Annotated in this window: 21 protein-coding genes and 2 pseudogenes; 10 read left to right on the top strand and 13 right to left on the bottom strand. The window is 71.9% G+C overall.

Annotated features, from left to right (window positions below; translation table 11 throughout):
* Window positions 1-2: 2 nt before the first annotated feature.
* Both BM204_RS20970 and BM204_RS20965 read right to left on the bottom strand, forming a co-directional pair.
* Complete coding sequence (locus BM204_RS20970) at window positions 3-1007, bottom strand: iron ABC transporter substrate-binding protein (RefSeq protein WP_246166578.1); 1005 nt, start codon at window positions 1005-1007, stop codon at window positions 3-5.
* A gap of 98 nt (window positions 1008-1105) precedes the next feature.
* Entirely contained in the window at window positions 1106-1852 is a 747-nt protein-coding gene (locus tag BM204_RS20965) for a spermidine synthase (protein WP_246166579.1), read from the bottom strand.
* A gap of 84 nt (window positions 1853-1936) precedes the next feature.
* Between BM204_RS20965 and BM204_RS20960 the strand changes: the two genes are divergently transcribed.
* Window positions 1937-2371: an SRPBCC family protein gene (locus BM204_RS20960; protein WP_091117417.1), complete on the top strand. Its 435-nt coding sequence runs from the start codon at window positions 1937-1939 to the stop codon at window positions 2369-2371.
* A 43-nt stretch (window positions 2372-2414) separates the two neighbouring features.
* Here BM204_RS20960 and BM204_RS20955 read toward each other — a convergent pair whose 3' ends face one another.
* Window positions 2415-2837, bottom strand: coding sequence for a hypothetical protein (locus BM204_RS20955; protein WP_091117416.1), 423 nt, complete (start codon window positions 2835-2837; stop codon window positions 2415-2417).
* Window positions 2838-3001: 164 nt separating this feature from the next.
* Here BM204_RS20955 and BM204_RS20950 point away from each other — a divergent pair, with 164 nt between their 5' ends.
* The 4 genes from BM204_RS20950 to BM204_RS20935 all read left to right on the top strand — a co-directional run bounded on the left by BM204_RS20950 (window position 3002) and on the right by BM204_RS20935 (window position 6350).
* Window positions 3002-4192, top strand: coding sequence for an ATP-binding protein (locus tag BM204_RS20950; RefSeq protein WP_170259301.1), 1191 nt, complete (start codon window positions 3002-3004; stop codon window positions 4190-4192).
* A 128-nt stretch (window positions 4193-4320) separates the two neighbouring features.
* The gene (locus BM204_RS20945) at window positions 4321-4635 is read left to right on the top strand and encodes a hypothetical protein (RefSeq protein WP_091117412.1); all 315 of its coding nucleotides are present in this window, start codon (window positions 4321-4323) and stop codon (window positions 4633-4635) included.
* A 28-nt stretch (window positions 4636-4663) separates the two neighbouring features.
* Window positions 4664-5095 carry a VOC family protein gene (locus BM204_RS20940; protein ID WP_091117411.1) on the top strand — a complete coding sequence of 144 codons (432 nt, stop codon included), beginning with the start codon at window positions 4664-4666 and terminating at the stop codon, window positions 5093-5095.
* Between the two features lie 16 nt (window positions 5096-5111).
* On the top strand, window positions 5112-6350 hold the full coding sequence (locus tag BM204_RS20935; protein WP_246166580.1) for an acyl-CoA dehydrogenase family protein: 1239 nt from the start codon (window positions 5112-5114) through the stop codon (window positions 6348-6350).
* 47 nt (window positions 6351-6397) lie between these two features.
* Here the strand turns inward: BM204_RS20935 and BM204_RS20930 are convergent, their stop codons facing one another.
* Window positions 6398-7045 carry a hypothetical protein gene (locus BM204_RS20930; RefSeq protein ID WP_091117409.1) on the bottom strand — a complete coding sequence of 216 codons (648 nt, stop codon included), beginning with the start codon at window positions 7043-7045 and terminating at the stop codon, window positions 6398-6400.
* Between the two features lie 82 nt (window positions 7046-7127).
* On the opposite strand from BM204_RS20930, the gene BM204_RS20925 reads away from it, so the two are divergent.
* A complete protein-coding gene (locus BM204_RS20925; RefSeq protein ID WP_170259302.1) occupies window positions 7128-7847 on the top strand; it encodes an SDR family NAD(P)-dependent oxidoreductase in 720 nt (239 codons plus the stop codon).
* Between the two features lie 20 nt (window positions 7848-7867).
* Complete coding sequence (locus tag BM204_RS20920) at window positions 7868-8890, top strand: hypothetical protein (RefSeq protein WP_091117406.1); 1023 nt, start codon at window positions 7868-7870, stop codon at window positions 8888-8890.
* Window positions 8891-9173: 283 nt separating this feature from the next.
* Here the strand turns inward: BM204_RS20920 and BM204_RS20915 are convergent, their stop codons facing one another.
* Window positions 9174-10025: a pseudouridine synthase gene (locus tag BM204_RS20915; protein ID WP_218031369.1), complete on the bottom strand. Its 852-nt coding sequence runs from the start codon at window positions 10023-10025 to the stop codon at window positions 9174-9176.
* 206 nt (window positions 10026-10231) lie between these two features.
* Between BM204_RS20915 and BM204_RS20910 the strand changes: the two genes are divergently transcribed.
* Complete coding sequence (locus BM204_RS20910) at window positions 10232-11380, top strand: CDP-glycerol glycerophosphotransferase family protein (RefSeq protein ID WP_091117403.1); 1149 nt, start codon at window positions 10232-10234, stop codon at window positions 11378-11380.
* 63 nt (window positions 11381-11443) lie between these two features.
* On the opposite strand, the gene bluB is transcribed toward BM204_RS20910, so the two are convergent.
* The 4 genes from bluB to BM204_RS20890 form a co-directional block, all read right to left on the bottom strand.
* On the bottom strand, window positions 11444-13219 hold the full coding sequence (gene bluB / locus BM204_RS20905; RefSeq protein ID WP_091117402.1) for a 5,6-dimethylbenzimidazole synthase: 1776 nt from the start codon (window positions 13217-13219) through the stop codon (window positions 11444-11446).
* A gap of 107 nt (window positions 13220-13326) precedes the next feature.
* Window positions 13327-14025, bottom strand: coding sequence for a hypothetical protein (locus BM204_RS20900; RefSeq protein WP_091117401.1), 699 nt, complete (start codon window positions 14023-14025; stop codon window positions 13327-13329).
* Window positions 14022-14675, bottom strand: coding sequence for a SatD family protein (locus tag BM204_RS20895; protein WP_091117399.1), 654 nt, complete (start codon window positions 14673-14675; stop codon window positions 14022-14024). The genes BM204_RS20900 and BM204_RS20895 overlap by 4 nt, the downstream gene beginning before the upstream one ends.
* Window positions 14676-14706: 31 nt before the next feature.
* Window positions 14707-15354 carry a helix-turn-helix transcriptional regulator gene (locus BM204_RS20890; RefSeq protein WP_091117397.1) on the bottom strand — a complete coding sequence of 216 codons (648 nt, stop codon included), beginning with the start codon at window positions 15352-15354 and terminating at the stop codon, window positions 14707-14709.
* Window positions 15355-15649: 295 nt separating this feature from the next.
* Here BM204_RS20890 and BM204_RS23605 point away from each other — a divergent pair.
* Both BM204_RS23605 and BM204_RS23600 read left to right on the top strand, forming a co-directional pair.
* Window positions 15650-15715 (top strand): annotated as a pseudogene (locus tag BM204_RS23605) (hypothetical protein); the annotation flags it as partial.
* A gap of 185 nt (window positions 15716-15900) precedes the next feature.
* Window positions 15901-16038: pseudogene (locus BM204_RS23600) on the top strand (hypothetical protein); the annotation flags it as partial.
* 150 nt (window positions 16039-16188) lie between these two features.
* Here the strand turns inward: BM204_RS23600 and BM204_RS20875 are convergent.
* The 4 genes from BM204_RS20875 to BM204_RS22865 all read right to left on the bottom strand — a co-directional run.
* Window positions 16189-17850 carry a bifunctional 3'-5' exonuclease/DNA polymerase gene (locus BM204_RS20875; protein ID WP_091117395.1) on the bottom strand — a complete coding sequence of 554 codons (1662 nt, stop codon included), beginning with the start codon at window positions 17848-17850 and terminating at the stop codon, window positions 16189-16191.
* 122 nt (window positions 17851-17972) lie between these two features.
* Window positions 17973-18314 (bottom strand): HPF/RaiA family ribosome-associated protein, encoded by a 342-nt coding sequence (locus tag BM204_RS20870; protein WP_170259303.1) that lies wholly within the window; start codon window positions 18312-18314, stop codon window positions 17973-17975.
* Window positions 18315-18585: 271 nt separating this feature from the next.
* Window positions 18586-19053, bottom strand: coding sequence for a hypothetical protein (locus BM204_RS20865; RefSeq protein WP_091117391.1), 468 nt, complete (start codon window positions 19051-19053; stop codon window positions 18586-18588).
* Window positions 19054-19617: 564 nt separating this feature from the next.
* Window positions 19618-20000 (bottom strand): HNH endonuclease signature motif containing protein (locus tag BM204_RS22865; protein WP_177223733.1); only part of this gene is annotated, 383 nt, incomplete at its 5' end.

Here is a 20000-nt window from a genome sequence, read left to right as displayed (position 1 = left end):
GCTCAGAGGAACCCGGCTTCAGTCATCAGGTCGACCACCGTGTCACCGTCGAGGTCGGACACGTTGATCACCGGCGGCTGGAGCTCGCTGAGCGGCTTGACCGGAGGGGCGAGCTGGACCGCGGGGTTGAGCGGGTACTCCAGGGCATAGCTGTCGGCCAGGGCCTGCTGGCCCTCCTCGCTGGTGAGGAACTCCACGAACTGCTCGGCCTCGGTCGGGTTGTCGCTCGACGCGAGGACGCCGGCACCGGAGACGCTGAGGAACGCTCCGGGGTCCTGGTCACCGAAGAAGTGCACCTCGGTGTTGTCGCTGACCTCGCCGCTCTCGGCCTGGTCGCGGTACCAGTAGTAGTGGTAGGCGATGCCCATCGCGGACTCACCGGCGTTGACCGACTCGAGCACCACGTTGTTGCCGTCGTAGACCGTGCCGTTGGCCTGGAGCCCGGCCAGCCAGGCCCGGGTGGCGTCCTCGCCCTCGAGCTCGAGGACGGCGGCGACGATCGCCTGGAAGTCCGCTCCCGTGGGCGAGAACGAGACCAGGCCGTCGTACGCCGGGTCCGCGAGGTCGAGGATCGACTCCGGGAGGTCTGCCTCGTCGACGAGGTCGGGGTTGTAGAAGAGCACCGTCGAGCGCGCCACGAAGCCGGTCCAGAGACCGCTGGTGGGCCGGTACTGCTCGGGGATCGCTGCCGTTGCCTCCTCACCGAGCTCGGCGAAGAGACCGGCCCTCTCGACCGCGGACATCGCCGGGGAGTTCTCGGTGAGGAACACGTCGGCGGGAGAGGCGTCGCCCTCCTGGACCAGCTGGGCGGCCATCTCTGCGTCCTTGCCGTTGCGGAGCTCGACCTCGATGCCGGTCTCCTCCTCGAAGAGCGGCGCGATCTCCTCGAGCAGCTGCTCGTGCTGGGCGTTGTAGACCGTGATGGAGGGACCGTCGTCGCCGGAGCACCCGCTCGCGGCGACCGAGGTCAGCAGCAGGAGGGACACGACGACAGTGGAGCGCTTCACAGGGGGGTTCCTATCCGGTGGTTCGTTAGGACAGGCTAACCGTAGTGGTCGGAGCGTCTCGACCGCGACGTGAGGGTCCTCACTCTTCCCGGCCGCGCTCATCCGAACGGTGTCCCGCCGCCGAACGAGTCGCTCACCTGGGCCGCGTCGAGCACCTTGTACGGCGACGGCGAGCGCGCCGCCTGCGCCCTCAGGGCCGCGACGGGCACCGGCGCGCGGGAGGCCAGCACGAGCAGGTTGCCGCCGCGGCGGCCGCGCAGGGTCGGGGTCTCGGCGCCGAGGGCGATGTCGGCGAACACGGCGCGCAGGCCGGCCACCACCCGACGCGAGTGCGCGAACGGAGCACGGTCGGAGAGGTTGAGCAGGTAGAGGCCCGCAGGCGCCAGCACCCGCGCGACCTTCTCGAAGTGCGCGACCGTGACCAGGTCCGCTGGGACCTGCCCCTCGGCGTAGGCATCGAGGACGAGGAGGTCCGCCTGCCCGTCGCGCAGCGCCGCCACCCCGGACGCCCCGTCCACGGGGCGCACCTTGATCCCGCTGCGGCGCGGCAGCGGCAGCTCGGCGCGCACCAGCTCGGTCACCTCGACGTCGGGCTCGAGCACGACCTGTGCCGACGTCGGCCGCGTCGCCGCGACGTAGCGCGCCAGGGTCATCGCCGCTCCCCCGACGTGCACGACCCGCAGCGGCTGCCCGCTCGGCGCGGCGGCGTCGACGACGTCGCCCATGCGGCGCACGTAGTCGAAGGCGAGGTAGATCGGGTCGTCGAGGTCGACGTGCGACTGGTCGCGCCCGTCGTGGCTGAGCACGAAGGCGCGGGGGCGCTCGGTCGTCGAGATCTCCCACACACCGCCCAATCTCGCACGACGAGTTTGCCCCATCGGTGAAGGGTCACCGGAACAGGCAGCCCACCAACCCCAGGGAGACACCGCATGCCGAGCGTCGAACGCACCATCACGACCCACCAGCCGATCGAGAAGGTCTGGGCCTACCTGTCCGACTTCACCACGACCGAGGAGTGGGACCCGCCCACCGTCACGACCACCCGCACGGCCGGCGACGGCGGCGTGGGCACGACCTACACGAACGTCTCGACGTTCCTCGGCCACGAGAGCGAGGTGCACTACGTCGTCACCGAGTGCGTGCCCCTGGAACGCCTGCAGCTCAAGGGCGACGCCGGCGACTCGCTGGGCCTGCTCGACACGATCACCTTCGCCCGCGACGCGGCAGGGACGGCCGTGACCTACCACGCGCAGTTCGAGCTGCACGGGGCTGCCAAGCTCGCCGAGCCGCTCATGCCGCTCGGACTCAAGGTCCTCGCCGACAAGGTCGCGAAGAGCATGCAGGAGCACCTCGACGGGTTGTGAGCCGACCGGCGCGCGACCGGCCTACCGACGGCCTACCGACGGCCTAGAGGTGATCGGGGACGATCAGCGCGTCCGGGTCCTGACGCACCGGCATCCCGTCCACAGCCACCCGGGTCAGCTCGACGGCGGTGGCGAGCACGCGATCGCGCCGCTTGGCCGGCATCGCGTCCCACGCACCGGGCTTGCGGTGCTCCATCACGTCGCGGCCGGCGGTCTGCGCCGCCGCGGTGAGCTCGGCCTCGGTGAACTCCGGCTTCGCCCCCACCGTCGGGCGCTCGGGCAGGGCCGTCAGCACCGGCAGGACGACCTCGCCCGCGGTCACCTTGAGGCGCCACTTCTTCATCCGCTCGAGCCCGTCGTACGCCGCGACGGCGTCACCGCGGCGCCACGGCGGGCGGGTGGCGGCATGCAGCCGTCGGGCCACCGTGTCGACGGCCACCGTCATCTCGTGCTCGGTGAACCTCATGCGGGTCATCGTCTCAGAGCCGAGTCGGCGCGATGTTGCAGCGGGCGGTTGCGACATCGCGCCGACTCGGCCTAGTCACATCGGGCCAGGTGCCCTCGCACCTTCGGGGGATGCCGGCCTGGTGAAGCGGGAGGATGGTCGTGGACAGGGGAGGAGCCCCGGTCATGCAAGATCACGAAGCACAGCTGATCCACGACATGCGCAACACCGCGCTGGTCCTGCGGGGCGCGGCGCAGCAGCTGCACGAGCACGACGAGTCGCTGCCGCCTGCCATGCGCGCCAACCTGACGGCCATGCTCGTCCGGCGCAGCGACATGCTGGGGCGCCTCCTGGCAGACCTCACGACCAGTCACCAGGTGGAGCGGGGCGACCTCGCCCTGTCGCTGCAACCGGTCTCCCTGGCGACCCTGTGCCGCGACGCCCTGGAGGGGGGCGACCTGCCCGGCGACACCCAGGTCGTCCTGGACCTCCACGACAACGCCGTCGCGCTCGCCGACCCGCTGCGCGTGACCCAGGTCCTCGACAACCTGGTGACCAACGCCCTGCGCTACGGCGGCGCCCAGGTGCGCGTCAGCGCCACCCGGGCCGGCAGCGTCGTCCACCTTGCTGTCAGCGACGACGGACCCGGCGTGCCCGACGACCTCGTCGACACCCTCTTCGACGCCTACGTCCGGGGCGCCTCCTCCCCTGGTCTGGGCGGCAGCGGGCTGGGGCTCCTGATCGCCCGCCAGCTCTGCGAGGCCATGGGCGGCAGCGTGTCCTACACGCACGACGGCGGGGCACGGTTCACCGCCACCTTCGCCGCACTGCCCACCTCGGATGCGCCCGTGACCGGCCGTGACGTGGCGTATGTCGGCCACTCCGTCGCCTTCTGGACCGTCTCCGACTGCATGGCGCGCGACCTCACGACGTACGTCGCTCACGGCCTCGTCGCCGGCGAGGCCGTCGTCGTCGCCGCGACCCCAGCCCACCACGACCTTCTCCAAGCGGGCCTCACGGCCCTCGGGATCGACCCGCACGGGGCGATCGCCTCCGGGCAGTACGTCGCGCTCGACGCCGATGAGCTGCACCGCGACCTCGCCCCCCGCGACAACATCGACCCCGAGCGCTTCGCCACCCTGATCGAGGCGCCCGTCCGCGCGGTCAGCAGGCGCTGGCGCACCGTGCGCGTCTACGGCGAGAGCGTCGACCTCTACTCGCGTCGGGGCGACGACCACCTCGCCCTGGAGCTCGAGGCCTGCTGGAACGAGCTGCGCCGCGACGTCTCGTTCCCCCTGCTGTGCGCCTACGAGCTCGCCCCGGACGAGGTCATCCCGTCCTTCTGCGACTGCCACGACGCCGTCGTCGCGATCTGAGCTCCCGACCCGAGGGGGCCAGGAATCCCTCAGTTCGGGGCCCGGTGTGCCGATGTCCACCGTGACGTAGAGGTCACGACACCCGCGTCACCCACGATGACGATGACGTCGAGCCGAGGAGCGGACCCATGGACCCCCACCCCCTGACCGTCACCACGACGATCTCCTTCCGCACCCACGACACGTGGACGGCCATCGACACCACCCTGACCGGCGAGCTCAGCGACGGGCGCGAGGTCCAGGTGGTCACGCACAACGACCACACCGTCGCACCCGGCGAGCGCGTCGCCGCCCACCGAGCCTGGCTCGAGGGCACGCTCCTCGTGACTCCCGGCCGGGCCGCACCCCCGCGACTCGTGGTCCCGCTCGACGAGCTCACCGAGCGCTCCCTGGCCGAGGCCGTACGACGGTGGCTGCTGCGCGACGTACGACTCACCGCGTGACGCAGGACCACGTGGGTACCGTCGAGGCATGGCACTCATCGCATCGAACGGCTATGCCCACGTCCGTCTCACGGTCACCGACATCAAGCGGTCCAAGGAGTTCTACGACACCGTCTTCGGCTGGCCGGCCGCCATCGACACCTCGGAGCACGTCGACGAGCCGGGTGTGACGGAGTCGCAGGAGCAGTTCTACGGCGGCGTCGTCTACCAGACCCCGCAGGGCACCCTGTTCGGCCTGCGCCCGGTCGGCTCGCAGAGCTTCGACTCGAGCTGCACGGGCCTCGACCACGTCAGCTTCATCGTCGCGGACCTCGACGCGCTGAAGCAGGCTGCGGCCGCTCTCGACGAAGCCGGCATCCCGCACGGCGAGGTCAGCGTGCTGGAGGACGCCGGGCTGGCGATCCTCTCCTTCCAGGACCCCGACGACATCAACCTCGAGCTCACCGCCCCTCTCGGCTGAGCCCTACACTGCCCCGGTGACCGACCACACCATTCCCTCGCCCTCGGCCCGCGCACTCGAGCTCCGCACGGCGATGGAGGGGTTCATGCGTGACCGGGTCCTTCCTGCCGAGGCGGACTACGCCGCGCACCGAGCCGCTGACGGGCCCGACGGCCACACCGTCCCGCCCGTCATCGAGCGGCTGAAGGCAGAGGCCCGCGAGCTCGGGCTGTGGAACCTCTTCCTCCCCTCGGAGTCCGGGCTCACGCAGCTCGAGTACGCCCCGATCGCCGAGCTCTCCGGCTGGAGCAACGACCTCGGCCCCGAGGCGATCAACTGCCAGGCGCCCGACACCGGCAACATGGAGCTGCTGCACCTGCTGGGCACCGAGGACCAGAAGGCCACCTGGCTCGAGCCGCTGCTCGCGGGTGAGATCCGCTCCGCCTTCGCGATGACCGAGCCCGACGTCGCCAGCAGCGACGCGACCAACATCGCGACGCGCATCGAGCGCGACGGTGACGACTACGTGATCAACGGTCGCAAGTGGTGGACCAGCGGCGCCATGGACCCGCGTTGCTCGGTCATGATCGTCATGGGCAAGACCGACCCCGAGGCCGCCACCCACCGCCAGCAGTCGATGGTCATCGTGCCGCGCGACACCCCCGGTGTCACGATCGTGCGGGACCTGCCGGTCTTCGGCCACCACGACCAGCACGGTCACGCCCTGGTCACCTTCGAGGACGTGCGAGTGCCCGTCACCAACGTCATCGGCGAGGAGGGCGGTGGCTTCGCGGCCGCCCAGGCCCGGCTCGGTCCGGGACGGATCCACCACTGCATGCGGGCCCTCGGCGCTGCCGAGCGCGCGCTCGCCCTGCTGGTCGAGCGGGCCCGGTCTCGGGTCGCCTTCGGGGCCCCGCTCGCCGACCAGGGCGTCGTACGCCAACAGATCGCCGAGTCGCGCCTGGAGATCGAGCAGGCCCGCCTGCTCTGCTACCGCGCCTGCCAGGTCATCGACACCGAGGGCAACAAGGCGGCCAAGGACCTCGTCGCCATGGCCAAGGTCGCCGTGCCTCGCGCCGCCACCGCCGTGATCGACCGTGCCATCCAGGTCCACGGCGGCGCCGGGATCACCGACGTCACCCCCCTGGCTGCGATGTACGGCTGGCACCGCGCCATGCGCCTCTTCGACGGCCCCGACGAGGTGCACCTGCGCTCCATCGCGCGCAGCGAGCTCGGTCGTACGCCGGTGCTGCCGCCCGGCGCCGTCGTCGTCTGACGGGCCGGCGCGGCCCAGGCGACTGGGCGATCGAAGGACTGGGCGACTCAGGGGCGGGCAGTGACCCGCTCGGCCAGCCGCACCGCGGCGTGCCGCACCAGCGCGGCGTCCTCGGCGTCGAGCACGGCCTGCTCCGGCACGAGGCCGCCGAGGAGCGCAGCGGGCTGCGTCAGCCACGCCCATGCCCGCCACGGGTCCATGCCGGCGGCCAGGAGCGGCGCGAGCACGCCGGCAAGATCGGGTCTCGACTGGCCGGTCGCGTCCAGCTGGAAGGCCGGCACGACCGTGCGCAGCTCGGTCGCGACCACCAGCAACCGGTGCTCCCCCGCCGCCTTGTGCACCGCGAAGCGGGTCGCGTTGACCGACGCCCCCCGCACCTGCGCGAGCGCCTCGTAGCCCAACCACGGGCTCGCCAGCAGCTCCTCGCGCAGCCGTGCCTGACGCGCCATCAGCACCAGGGCGACCGGCACGGCGTGCTCGGGCTCGGTCCCCTCCTCGCGCAGCAGCCGGTCCAGCTGCTCGAGCTGGTCGGCTGCCAGCGGCGACCCGGTCAGCGGGTCGGTCCACACCGCGAGCCCGTCGGGGGCGTCGCGCACGAAGGTGGGCAACCCGGCCGCGGTCAGCTGACCGGTGAGGTCGAGGTCCTCGAGCCACGAGGCGAGACGCTCGCTGAGCGGTGCGTCGTGGCCGGACATGCCACCAGCCTGCCGCACCGTCCTGCGAGGATGCCTCGCGGTCCCGACGAGGACCGTCGAGGACAAGCGGACGGAGCAGGACATGGGAGCACGGTTCGAGGGCAAGCGGGTGCTGGTCACCGGCGCGGCAGGCGGGATCGGTCGCGCGACCGTGGACCTGCTCACCGAGGAGGGCGGCCGCGTGGTCGGCGTCGACCTGCGCGAGGCCGAGGGCGTCCACCCGTGCGACGTCAGCGACGCCGGCTCGGTCGCCACGGCCGTCGACGCCGCCGCCAAGCAGCTGGGCGGCCTGGACGTGCTGGTCAACGTGGCCGGCATCGACCAGTTCCGACGGTTCGAGGACCTCGACGTCGCGACCTGGCAGCGTCACCTGGGCGTCAACCTGACGGGACCCATGCTGATGAGCCACGCGGCGTACCCCCACCTGCGCGAGAGCCGCGGCGCCATCGTCACCATCGCCTCGATCGCGGGGCTGCGCGCCCAGCCTTACCAAGCCGCCTACTGCGCTTCCAAGGGTGGCGTCATCATGCTGATGAAGTCGCTCGCCCTCGAGCTGGCCGCAGATGGCATCCGGGTCAACACCGTGTGCCCCGGCGGCGTGGAGACCGACCTGCCCATGGCCGCGGCGGCAGAGCACACCGACACCGTGCTCGACTGGGGCCTGCTCAGCGAGACTGCGGGGGCGCGCTACGGCTTCATGCCGGCGCGCCACATCGCGGACGCCGTCGCCTACCTCGCTTCCGACGCCGCCGCCTCGGTGACCGGCGCCGTCCTCTCGGTGGACCGCGGGACGGCCTGCTGAGGGTCCCGTAGGTTCTCCTCGTGCCCACCCCTGCCGAGACCCTCGCCCAACAGCTGCTCGACGCGCAGGTGCGCTTCCACCTCGACCGGCTCCACGGCGAGCAGCTCGACGCGACGGTCACGGGCCTCGCCGAGAGCCTGCTGGATGCCTCCGGCACCCAGCAGATCGACGGCCTCGTGGACCGCGAGGCGGTCAAGGACATCGTCACCCGCTCGCTCGCGACCGTGCCGAGCAGCGCCGCGGTGAGCGCCATCGTCGAGCTCGCCGTCCAGGTCGTCCACGACGGCCCCGAGGAGGCCTACCCGCTCGGAGACGTGGTCGACCGCGACCAGGTCGAGGTCCTCCTCGACGAGCTGCTTGCGCTGAGCCCGGTGCTCGAGCGGGCCCTCGAGCACCTCACCGCCAGCCCGCTCGTGGGCACGATGGCCTCGCGCTTCATGGGCCGCGTCGTCGCCGAGGTGCTCCAGGCCAACAAGGCCGTCGCCGACAAGGTCCCGGGCCTCGGCTCGCTGATGTCCTTCGGCACCAGCGCCGCCAGCAAGATGGTCGGTGCGGCCGACAAGCAGCTCGAGGGGCTCATCGGTGACACGGTCGGCAAGGGCGGGACCTTCGCCGTACGACGCCTCAACCGGATCATCGTCGAGACCCTCCAGGACCCGACCACCCGCGAGGCCATGCTGCAGGTGTGGGACCTGGTCGCCCAGGAGCCGATCGGCGGTCTCGGCGAGCACGTGAGCACCGAGGAGGTCTCCGGCGTCGTCGACGCCGTGCACGACCTGGCGATCAGCACCCTGGTGCACGAGCGGGTCGCCCGGCTGTCCGACGCGGTGGTCGAGGCGTTCTTCGAGCGCTTCGGCGGCTACACGCCCACCGAACTCCTCGCCGAGCTCGACCTCGACCGGGCCGACCTGGTCGCCGACCTGGTCCGGATCGCCCCCGGCGTGCTCACCGCGCTCGAGGAGTCCGGCGACCTCGAGCGGCTGCTGCGCGAGCAGCTCGCACCGTTCTACGCCTCGCCGGAGGTCGCGGCGCTCCTGGGCTGAGCCGCTCACCCGGTCATCAGTCCGGTCGCGACGAGCCGCTCCCAGATCTGGTCCCCCACCGCCGGTCAGCAGGATCGAGGCGACCAGGAACCCGGACAGGACGAAGAAGAGGTCCGACCCCGATGAAGCCGCCCTCGAACCAGGTGAGACCCGCTGGAAGAGCAGGACCAGGTAGACCGCGATGCTCCGCAACCCGTCGAGGGCAAGCCGATGGGTCCAGGTCATGGCGCCCGACCCTCGTCGCCCAGGAAGGCGGGGCCAGGAGTCGGATCAGGGAGGAGGATCAGGGTGGCGGGATCGGCAGGCTCCGGCTGCTGGCGAAGGACCGCGCGCTCCCGTCGACGGGGTCGGTGAAGGCCAGCTCGGCGGCCAGCAGCTGCAAGGGGCGGCTGAAGTCGTCGAGCGACGTCTCGCGCACGACCGGGTAGAGCGGATCTCCCATGATCGGGATCCCGAGGCCGTGCAGGTGCAGGCGCAGCTGGTGGGTGCGCCCGGTGCGCGGCGTGAGCCGGTAGACGGCCAGGTCCCCGTCCTCGTCGACCTCAGCGTCGTCGGGCACCCGCTCCTCGAGCTCGACCAGGGTCTCGGCGTTGACGGGAGCACCGGGCACGACCTCGCCCTGCCACGTGCCCCGCACCTTGCGGAGGTGGTCGCGGACCGTCTGGGGCAGCTCCAGGTCGGCGCGCCACGGCGCCAGCGCCCGGTAGGTCTTGCGGACGGTGCCGTGCTCGAACATCACCTGGTAGGCGCCGCGCCAGCGCTTCTCGGTCGCGAGGAGCAGCAGGCCCGAGGTGATGCGGTCGAGCCGGTGCAGGGGCGACAGCTCGGGCAGGCCCAGCTCGTCGCGCAGCCGGACCACGACGCTCTGCTGCACGTGCCGGCCCCGCGGGATGGTGGAGAGGAAGGCCGGCTTGTCGATGACCAGGATCCGCTCGTCGCGGTGCACGACCCGGATCTCGCCCGGCACCACCACCTCGTCGCGCAGGTCCCGGTGGAACCACACGAACGTGTGGGGCAGGTAGGGGTCCTCACCCGCCACGGACCGCAGGTCGTCGTAGACGAAGCGGGCCTCGGACAGCATCTCGGCGACGACCTCCGTGCGCCCACCCAGCTTCGCGCCCAGCCACTCGCCCATCGTCGACCACGGCGCGGGAGTCCCGCCGGGCTGCTCGCGGTCCGGCGTCCGCACCCAGGCAGCGCTGAGCCCGTGGCGCGGCGGTAGCGGGGAGCGTGGGGGCATGTCCCGATGCTAGGGCGGCGATCGAAGCGGTCGGTGGTCCCGACCGCGTCCCACCCACCCGGGCGAGGACGTCCTGACGCGTCGCGGCGTAGAATTCTCAAGTGCACGAAGTCTCGGTCATCGCCTACTTCGCCGACGACCCCACCCGGACCTACCAGCTGGTCCAGTGGCTCCCCGTCCTCGAGGTGCTCCACGCTGCCCACCCGGTGGGCATCGTCGTCCGCGACCCCGAGTCCGCGGTCGTCCTTCGCACCCGCACGACGCTGCCCGTCTTCGAGGCCCCGTCGTTCCCCGACCTGACGGACCTCTACGCACGACTCGACGCCAAGCTGGTCCTCTACTGCAACAACTCGATCCTCAACTTCCAGTCGTTGATCGACGCCCGGTTGCTCCACGTGCACATCAACCACGGCGAGAGCGACAAGCAGTCCATGGCGAGCAACAACGCCAAGGCCTACGACCGCGTCTTCGTCGCGGGCAAGGCGGCTGTCGAGCGCCATGTCCTGGGCCTGATGGAGTTCGACACCAGCCGCCTGGTGCGCATCGGACGACCCCAGCTCGACCTGCGCCCGACGCCGCTGCTGGTGCCGAGCACCCGTCGTACGGTCATCTACGCCCCCACCTGGGAGGGCGATGCCGACTACAACGACTACACCTCCGTGGACACCCGCGGCGTCGAACTCGTGCGCGCCATCCTGGACGCCCCCGACGTGCGACTGGTCTACAAGCCCCACCCCAAGGTCGTCACCAGCACCACGTCTGCCGTGCGCACGGCTCACCTCGACATCCTCGCCCTGGTGGGCGACGCAGCCCGTCGCGATCCCGACGGCGGCCACGTGGCCGTCACCGTCGGTGACATCCTGGCGATCATGCCCGACTGCGACGCCATGGTCACCGACGTGTCGTCCGTGGGTCTCGACTGGCTCTACCTGCGCACGGACAAGCCGATCTTCATCACCGACCGCCACCACGACGCCGACCGGCTGCGCCGCGACGTGCCCGTGAGCCGTTGCGCCGACGTCATCGACGAGCAGGACCAGGCCGCGCTCACGGCCCTCGTCGCGGCCCGGCTCGACCACGACGAGCACCACCTCGCCCGGGTGGCGATGCGGCACCACTACTTCGACGACCTCCAGGTCGGTGACAGCACCGTGCGATTCCTCGACACCGTCTCCGCGCTGGTCGCGCGGCGCGACGTGCTCCTGGGCGCGACGACGCTCGACGATAAGGGCGACGCGATCACGGCTTGACCCACGACCAGCCCGCCGCGACATCCACTCCCGGGCCGCCATGGGGCCGCCATGGGGCCGGCCTCAGCGGTCGGCGGTGGAGGTCGTGCGACCCGTGCGGCGTCGTACGTCGATCGCGGTGAGCAGCATCCCGGCCGCGAGGGCAGCGCCCACCCCCTCGCCGGCCCGCATCCGCAGGTCGAGGAGCGGCTCGAGCCCCAGGTGCTCGAGCACCGCCGCGTGCGCGCGCTCCCGGCTGCGCTGGCCGGCAACGAGGTAGGCCGCGGCGCCGGGCTCGAGCTCGACCGCGACCAGGCCGGCGACGCTGGTGGCGAGCCCGTCGAGCACGGTGACGGTGCCGTGGGCCGCGGCGCCCAGCACAGCACCGGCGAGGAGGCAGGTCTCGGGGCCGCCGACACAGGCCAGCGCCTCCGTGGCGCCGATCCGGCGGGTGCCGGCGTGCTGGTCCCGTGCCCGGGCGAGGGCCTGGTCGACGACCCAGGTCTTGCGGTCGAGGATCCCTGAGTCGGCGCCGGCGCCCAGCCCGACCACCTCGGTCGCCGACAGGTCCAGCAAGGCCGCGGTGAGGGCGGCCGCGACGGTCGTGTTGCCGATGCCGACCTCGCCCAGCGCGAGCACCCCATGGTGCCGGGCGATCTCGGCGCCGAGGCGACGGCCGTGGCCCAGCAGCTCCTCGACCCGGGCCGGGGTGAGGGCATCGGTGTGCACCAGGTCGCCGGTGGACGTGCCGGCGTCACACACCCGGAGCTCCAGGCCGGTCGATCGCGCGGTGGCGGCCCCGACCGACTCCCCCACCAGGCTGGCCGCCAGCACCTCGTCGGTGACGTCGTCGGCGAAGGCCGAGACACCCCAGGCGGTGACCGGGTGGCGTCCGACGGCCAGGAGCAGCGCGCCGCTCGGGCCCCGGTCCCCGTTCCTGTCCCCGTCCTGGCCCTGGTCGCGGTCCTGGTTGCTCGTGCCCCCAGGAACGCGGTGTCGCAGGACGGCCTCGACCCGGTCGACGTAGCGGTCCAGCACCCCGAGCGACCCCGGTGGGGTGAGCAGCACATCCGCCTCGTCACGGACGCCCACAACCTCGCTCCGGTCGGGCGCGCGCAGGTGGGATTCGGGCGGAGCGGAAGCGTCCTCGCTCCAGCGCTCGGCCAGCACGACCTCGCTGAGCGGCCGCTTGTGCGACCAGCCCGCACGCTGGAGACCCGGGGCGGGGGGGCGCTCGTCGGGCCAGCCCAGGCACAGCCAGCCGAGAGTCACCACGCCCTCCGGCAGACCCAGCAGGCCCTCGAGCTCGACAGGGTCGAAGAGGGTCACCCAGCCGACGCCGAGCCCCTCGGCGCGGGCCGCCAGCCAGAGGTTCTGGATCGCGGTCGCGCAGGACCAGAGATCGGAGTCGGGGAAGGTGGCGCGGCCCAGCACGCCCGCGGCAGGGGTGCGCCGGTCGCAGGCCACCACGACGCCCAGGGGTGCCTCCCGGATGCCCTCGAGCTGCAGGTCGAGGAGTCGTCGCGCGGAGTCGGGGTCGAGCTCACGCGCCTGGCGCAGCCGGTGCTCGTCGGCCATCCGGGCGGCCCGCTCGCGGGTCTCGGGACGGGACACGACGATGAAGCGCCACGGCTGGCTGTGGCCCACGGAGGGTGCTGCGTGTGCCGCCGACAGCACCCGCTCCAGCACGTCAGGGTCGACCGCGTCGGGTCGGAAGCGGCGGATGTCGCGGCGAGCGGCGAGCACCTCGTAGAACGACCCGCGCGCCTCCTCGGAGAACGCCCAGGCCGCGACGTCGGCAGCCCGCTCGGCTGCCGTCGTACGGTCTCCGACGAGGGGGACCGGCCGCTTCCACGTCATGGGCGGCGAGTCTAGGGCGGCTCGGTTCCCGGCTCGACGCGGGCGTCACGCGAGGTAGATCAGCGCAGCCCCGCCGAGCGCGAGCAGCCAGCTGGCAAAGCTGCCGATCAGGAAGTATTCGGTGACGTCGCTCGGCCCGTCGACCGGCAGGCTCTGCTGCTGGGCGCGCTGCAGCTCGGGAAGCGCAGCAGCCCCTTGGCGGCGACCACGATCGCGGCCGCGGTGAGCTCGCCCAGGGATCCCAGGCCGACGATGAAGATGCGCTCCATCGGGCCGAGGACGCGACCGCCCTTGAGCTGCTTCTCGTTGGTCGTCGCCGGCACGCCGACGGCGTCGAGCAGGAGCCGCACCACGATGTTGGCTGTCACCAGCTGGGCGGCCACGACGCCGAGCGCGACCACGAGGTCGGAGGCCGGCCAGCGCGACGTGATGGTGCGGTCCACGACGTCCGGCCAGACCAGCGGTGAGTCGATCAGCTGGACGCCGAGCGTCGCCGTCAGCGCACCGATGGCGAGCGCGGTGAAGGCCCCTGCCCGCGCCAGGTCACGCTCGCGACCGCTGCGCCGCGGGTCGAGCGCCCAGGTGGAGGCCGCCAGCCAGGCCGCCACGAAGGCGCCGAGCAGGACCAGGAGCACCAGCCCGCGCGCGAAGCCGGGCGCGAGCAGCACCAGACCCAGGAACAACACGGCGACGGCGGCCCCCAGGCAGGCGCCGAGCCGGCGCAGCGTGACCACGTCGTGGGAGGCGCGCAGGAGGTCACCGACCCCGATCGCGGCCAGCCACAGGCCCAGCAGCACCAGGCTCACGTCTCCCCCTCCGCTTCATCAGCGTCAGCAGCTGCCCCGTCGGCAGGGTCCGCTGCGAAGCTGCGATGAGCATCGCGCACGGCACCGACACCGCGGGCGAACTGTTGGCTCACGGCCGACTTGCTGATCCCCTCTGCTGCTGCGATCTCGGTCTGGCTGGCCCCCGACAAAGCCGCCGCGAGCAGTCGCCAGCCTCGCTCGCCCAGGCGGTCGACCAGGGCGTCACGGGCTAGCAGGAAGGCGTTGACGCGGCCGTCGTCAGGACCGACGTACCAGGTCCGCTGCGCGGCGCGGCGGGGCCGGCCCAGCATGTCGAGGGCGTCACGTGCCGTCCACCAGCCCGGACCGTCCTGCAGCAACGGGCGTCGCTCCTGACCGTGCACCGTCACCTCGCCGTGGCCGAGGCCGCAGCGCACGTCGGCGTCGGGAAGCAGGGCGAGCCGGACCAGGAGTGCGGCCAGGGCGGCGTCCGCGACGCCTGCGAAGGCGCCCTGGAACTCGTCACCGACGGTCGTCTCGAGCGCCTGCACCGGGGAGAGCAGACCCGAGACGTCGTCGAGCACCTCGGCGAGCCGCCGCTGGAAGCCGGCACGGTCGGCGATCGAGCGGGAGCCGACGACGTCACCGATGAGGGGATAGAGGACGGGCACGAGTTCAGTTTATACCTGAACTATCGCAAAGTTAAGTATTTGCCGAGGTCAACGCGTCGTCCTCCGCCGATCGGGTGGGGAACCCCCGCGACAGAGCCCAGCCCACGGCCTGACTACGGGTGCCGACCCCCATCTTGCGGTAGGCCGTGCGCACGTAGGTCTTGACCGAGTTGATGCTGAGGTAGAGGCGCGCGGAGATCTCCTGGTTGCTCAGGCCGAGCGCGATCAGTCCGATGACCTCGACCTCGCGCGCGCTCAGGCCGCCACCGCGGTGCAGGAGCAGGAGGCGCCCGTCCAGCGCACCGACGCTCCGGTCGTCCTCGGGAGTCAGCGCGGCAGCACGGATCTTGCTCACGAGCTCTTCGCTCGTCACCGTGAGAAAGACGACGCCCTCGCTGCCGGTGGGCGCGGCCCGGCCCCGACCGCCAGGAACGCGATGCACGTGCGGGGCCAGCACCACCACGGCGGGACGCGGGCCCGCCGGCGACGTCGGGACGAACAGCTGCGGCCCCCCGTAGGAGACAGCGTCGAGAACGATGACGTGGACGTCGGCGTCGAGGCCGTGGCGCCGGTCGAGGAGCTCGACCTGGTCGCCGTGGGCAGCGAGCAGCGCCACGAGACCGTGAAAGATCAGGTCCCGATCAGAGACGATCAGGGTACGCACCGGGCGGCTCGACATCAGGGGCGAATCCTAGCGGTGCGGGGATCCGATGGTGGAGAACTCGAACGGTTCGTCCGCGCCTCGACCTGGCCATCCCGACTGCGGCACCACCGTCCCCGCCTCGCTGGACGGGAACGATGACCCACAAGCACGAACGAGTGGTGATCCGGCCTCGAGGACGGTCGCCCCAGGCGACGTGACTCCCCCACAGTGACAGTTCGGACGCCGGATGGGAAGCGGGGCATGTCAAGGAGTGAACTGATGCACTTGCGATCAACTCGCTGACGACCTCGGTTTCCCCGGCAAGGTCCGCATGGGGCCCGTGGCGCTGGTGTACTGGCTCGCGTTCCAGAGCCTCTATCGCATCGGCGCCCTGTGCCCGTGGTGCCTGGTCGTCTGGGGCGTGACGATCCCGATCGCGGTCTGGTGCTGGTCCTCGTGCTGGCCCTGGTGCGGTTCTGGGACTACTGGAGCACGCTGCTGTGACTGCTCCGGTGCACCGGACCTCCCTGCTCGCGGGTGCGGTCACGGCCTACCAGCGTCTCCTTCGAGTTCAGCGAGCCAATGGTGTCGCCGGCGTACGTCGTGGTCACCGCTCCCGACGGGAGCGCCGCTGCCGCCGTCGTCACACCGGCCGTCGACGGCACCGTGGTCACCCAGGAGGTGCGGCCCGGCGGACCGGACGGCACCTGGACGACCGCGGTGCGCGCGGTCTCCGAGGACGGGCATCCGGTCACCGCGCAGATCACCTTCTCCGTCGGCGCGGGATCACCCGATGTCCCCTCCGGGACCACGTCGTCCCCGGGCCGCACGAATGACGCCATGCTGGTGGAAGCCGCGAGGTCGTGGGGCTCATGCGGGGCTGACGGCAGCCCCCGGCTTGCCCGCCTCCGCGTAGGACCGCACGACCGAGATGGTGAGCGGGAAGTCGATGCTCAGGTCGCGAAACAGCAGGCCGCCGGCCGTCTCGGCGGCCTGCCTGGTCTGCTCAGCCACAGCGTCCGCGAGAGCGACCGGGGTGTGGACGACGACCTCGTCGTGGAGGAAGAAGACCAGGTGCGGCCGCTCGATGAGGGAGCCGGTGCCGCCCAGGCGCCACAACCGGTTGCGCAGGTCGGCGATCCAGCACAGCGCCCACTCGGCGCCCGTGCCCTGCACGACGAAGTTGCGGGTGAAGCGGCCGTAGGCACGTCGGTAGCGGGTCTGGCTGTCGGGATCGGCCGGCGGGTCGTCGGGGTCGCGGTCCCACACCTCCCCCAGCCCCGGCGAGCCACGTCCCAGGAGCGTGCGCACGACCTGCCCACGCTCACCGGCACGGGCGGCTTCCTCGACGAGTCCGAAGGCGTCGGGATAGCGCCGGGTCAGCCCCGCGACCAGGCGACCGCTCTCCCCGCTCGTGGCGCCGTACATCGCGCCGAGCAGGCCGAGCTTGGCGTCGTTGCGGCTCGCGACGGCGCCATCCTCCACCATGCCGCGGTAGAGGTCGGCGCCGCGGGCCGACCGGGCCAGCTCGCGATCGCCGCTCATGCCGGCGAGCACGCGCGGCTCGAGCTGCGCGACGTCGGCGACCACGAAGGTCCAGCCGTCGTCCGCCACGGCCGCCGGCCGGACCTGCACGGGGAACGACAGCGCTCCCCCGCCGTTGCTCGACCACCGGCCCGTGGTCGAGCCCGCCGGCTGGTAGGACGGGCGGAACCGGTCGCCACGCACCCAGCGGTCCGTCCAGGCCCACCCGTTGGTCTGGAACAGGTGGGAGAGCTGCTTGTGACGCAGCAGGAGGGGGATGCCCGGGTGGTCCAGCCCCCGCAGGGACGATGCCCGTGTGTCGGTCACGTCGAGCCCGGCCCGACGCAGCGCCGCCAGCAGCTCGGGCCGCGAGTCGGGGTTGAGAGCCGGGGCGCCGAACGCGGCACGCACCTCGGCGACCAGCGCCTCGAGCACCTGCGGCCGGCCCCCGCGCGGCGGACGTGGCCCCAGCAGGTCGGTGAGCAGCCGATCGTGCACGTCGGCGCGCCACGGCACCCCGGCGTGGGACATCTCGGCCGCCACCCCTGCGCCCGACGACTCGGCGGCCAGCAGCAGCCCCAACCGGGACGCTTCCTGCGACGCGGCCACGGCAGCCAGCTGCCGCGAGTCCTCGAGGTCGGCACGCAGGTGCTCGGCGGCATCGTCCACCGAGAACAGCGCGGGGTCAGACGGCGTGCTCGGCCCGAGCCGGTCCCAGTGCTCCGACTGCTCCCCCTCCAACAGCCGGTCGTCCGCGGCCGGCGCGCGCCGCAGCAGGTGGTGGCACAGGCGCAGGTCGTGGCAGCGCTGCACCCGCACACCGGCCGCCAGGAGCATCGGCGCCCACCGCGCGGTGTCGTCCCAGACCCAGCGCGGGCCGTCGGGGCCCTCGACCTCGCGCGCGCCGACGTACGCCGGCAGGTCGGGCGCCTCCAGGACGCGCTCCTCGGCACCCTCGACCACCAGCACGCGCTCCCCCGGCAGGCGCGACAGCGAGACCCGGGTCATGGGGACAGCCTGTCAGCCGAGCCGGCCATGCAGCGTCCTTCTCGACGCCGCCCGTCAGTGGGCGGGCGGCGAGCACTCGCTCACGGCCTGGCCGACTCGTCCCGAAACGTTCTGCCGCACCCTTAGCGGCCACGTATCGTGGCCCGCAGCCCCATGTCTGCCAGCCGGTCGAACGTGTGCTGTAGACGAGCGTCGAGCTTGTCGACTGCGCCCACGAGGGCCTCGGTGGCGGTGCCGGCGCCGGCTTCGACGGTCAGGGGCTCCTGGCCAGAGGGCCGCGCCTCCAGCAGGCACCTGATGTGGTCGCCGACGGTCCGGCCGGCGCTCTCGTCGCGGAAGTGGACCTCGACCCGGGTCACCGAGTGCTCGAAGTGCTCGAGCATGCTGTCCACCTCGGTCTGGATGCGGTCACGGAGCTGGTCATCGACGGCGACGTGCCTGTCGGTGTTGATCTGGATCTCCACGTCATCACTCCCTTGTCTTGCTCGGCTCGAGCAGCGGTGCTCGTTGTCCACGGAGGAGGTCCTCCGCCTCTTCCCAGGCAAGCACTGCCCACGGGACGCGATCAGGGCCTAACGTCCCGTGACGACAGTCGGACGTCCCCGCCGCGGCGGGTGCGAGGGCGCGGCTCGGCCCTGAGGGCACGTCGGGACACCGGGTGACATCGCCAAGACCGGAGCCAAGAGCGCGAGAGCACTCTGCCCTGCCGGTCAGCGGGCTGGGCTGCGACAGCTGCTACCTGACCGAGATGACCGCGACCACCGCACCGGTTTCGTGGTCCTCGACCTCGACCTGCCCGGGGACGTCGATGATGAGCTCCTGCTGGGACGTACCCGCCGCGAACTCGACGTACTGCTCGGGCTTGGAGTGGACGTGCAGCTCGCCCGCGCGGTCGGAGTCGAAGGAGATCAGGACGGTCTCCCCGCGACCGACGGAGATCTCTACGGCATTCGGTGCCATCTCGTCGCCCGCGATGACGATCTCGAGGTCAGCCTCGTACGGCGCCTCCCTGGTCGGCGGGACCGTCGACTCGTCGGTCCCGGCGGGCTCCGTCGGGGTGACGCCCGGAATGTTGATCGACTTGGTCGCCTGGATGTCCGCCGGATCGGCGGGGCTATTTTCGTCGGCGGAGCCGGAGCACGCGCCGAGCCCGATCGCGGCGATCAGGGCGGCGCTGGAAAGGACGAGGGGGCGGAGCCTCATGACAGGTCCTCAGTGGGCGCAGGGAGATGACTCGTCCCTATTGTCCCCGCACCACCCCGGGGGCCGTTGAGCGCCTCGGTCCGGGACTCACGGACCTTCGAGCGGCTCGACGCCGAGAGGCATTGACGGCTCGTCGGCAGCCAGGGCACGGGACGCAGCGGCTCCATGGGCCGACGGCGAGACGGCGTACTTCCGGGCAGGCTGCGTCGCAGGAGGCGGACGACCTTGACCAGGGAACATTCTCGGGCTGGGCCGTCGTGTGTAGCCGAACGGCACATCGCGTCGAGGACTCCTCCACCGTGGCGGAGCTCTGGTCGGCCGGTCGCCCTTCTCCCTGGATCCCTGCCCGGGCTCCCCAGTGGATCGCCCCTGCACGTCGACGACATCCGTGGCGAACGGGTGCTTGCCTGAGCCCTGATCCAGATGCCGGCTGCTGGACCCGCGCCGACCATTGACGCGACCCGGGCTTGGGTCCTAGTGATCCTGTCCCGCAGGGTCACCCTGCCCAGCCGGCGGGCTCCTCGGCGCTGGCGAGGATCCCGGCGATCATCGGTGGATCAGGGTTCAGGGGTCGGTGAGGTCGCTTGTGCCGTTGGGGGTGACGAGCATCGTTTGGCCGTGGGGTTCGTGCCAGAGGAAGGTGCCGGGGGTGAGTTGTTGGTAGGTCCAGCCGGCGTGGGTCTTGAGCTGGTGGTGGTGTCGGCATAGGGGTGCGAGGTTGCATTCGCAGGTGATGCCGGTTCTGGTGTGGGCGGTGAGGTGGTCGAGGTCGCAGGACCTGGACTTCTTTGTGCAGTGGGGGAAGACGCAGGTGGGGTTGCGGAGGCGGACTTTCTCGGCGGTGAGGAAGGTGGGGACGTAGGGGTCTGGCCCCTGGTGACCGTGGTGGCCGGTGTCTTCGCTGCCGTTGCAGTGGTCGTTGAGGTTGATGACGGGGCGGATGGTGA

The organism is Nocardioides psychrotolerans (genome assembly GCF_900113685.1).
GTDB lineage: Bacteria > Actinomycetota > Actinomycetes > Propionibacteriales > Nocardioidaceae > Nocardioides > Nocardioides psychrotolerans.
This window is presented reverse-complemented; position numbering and strand designations above follow the sequence as displayed.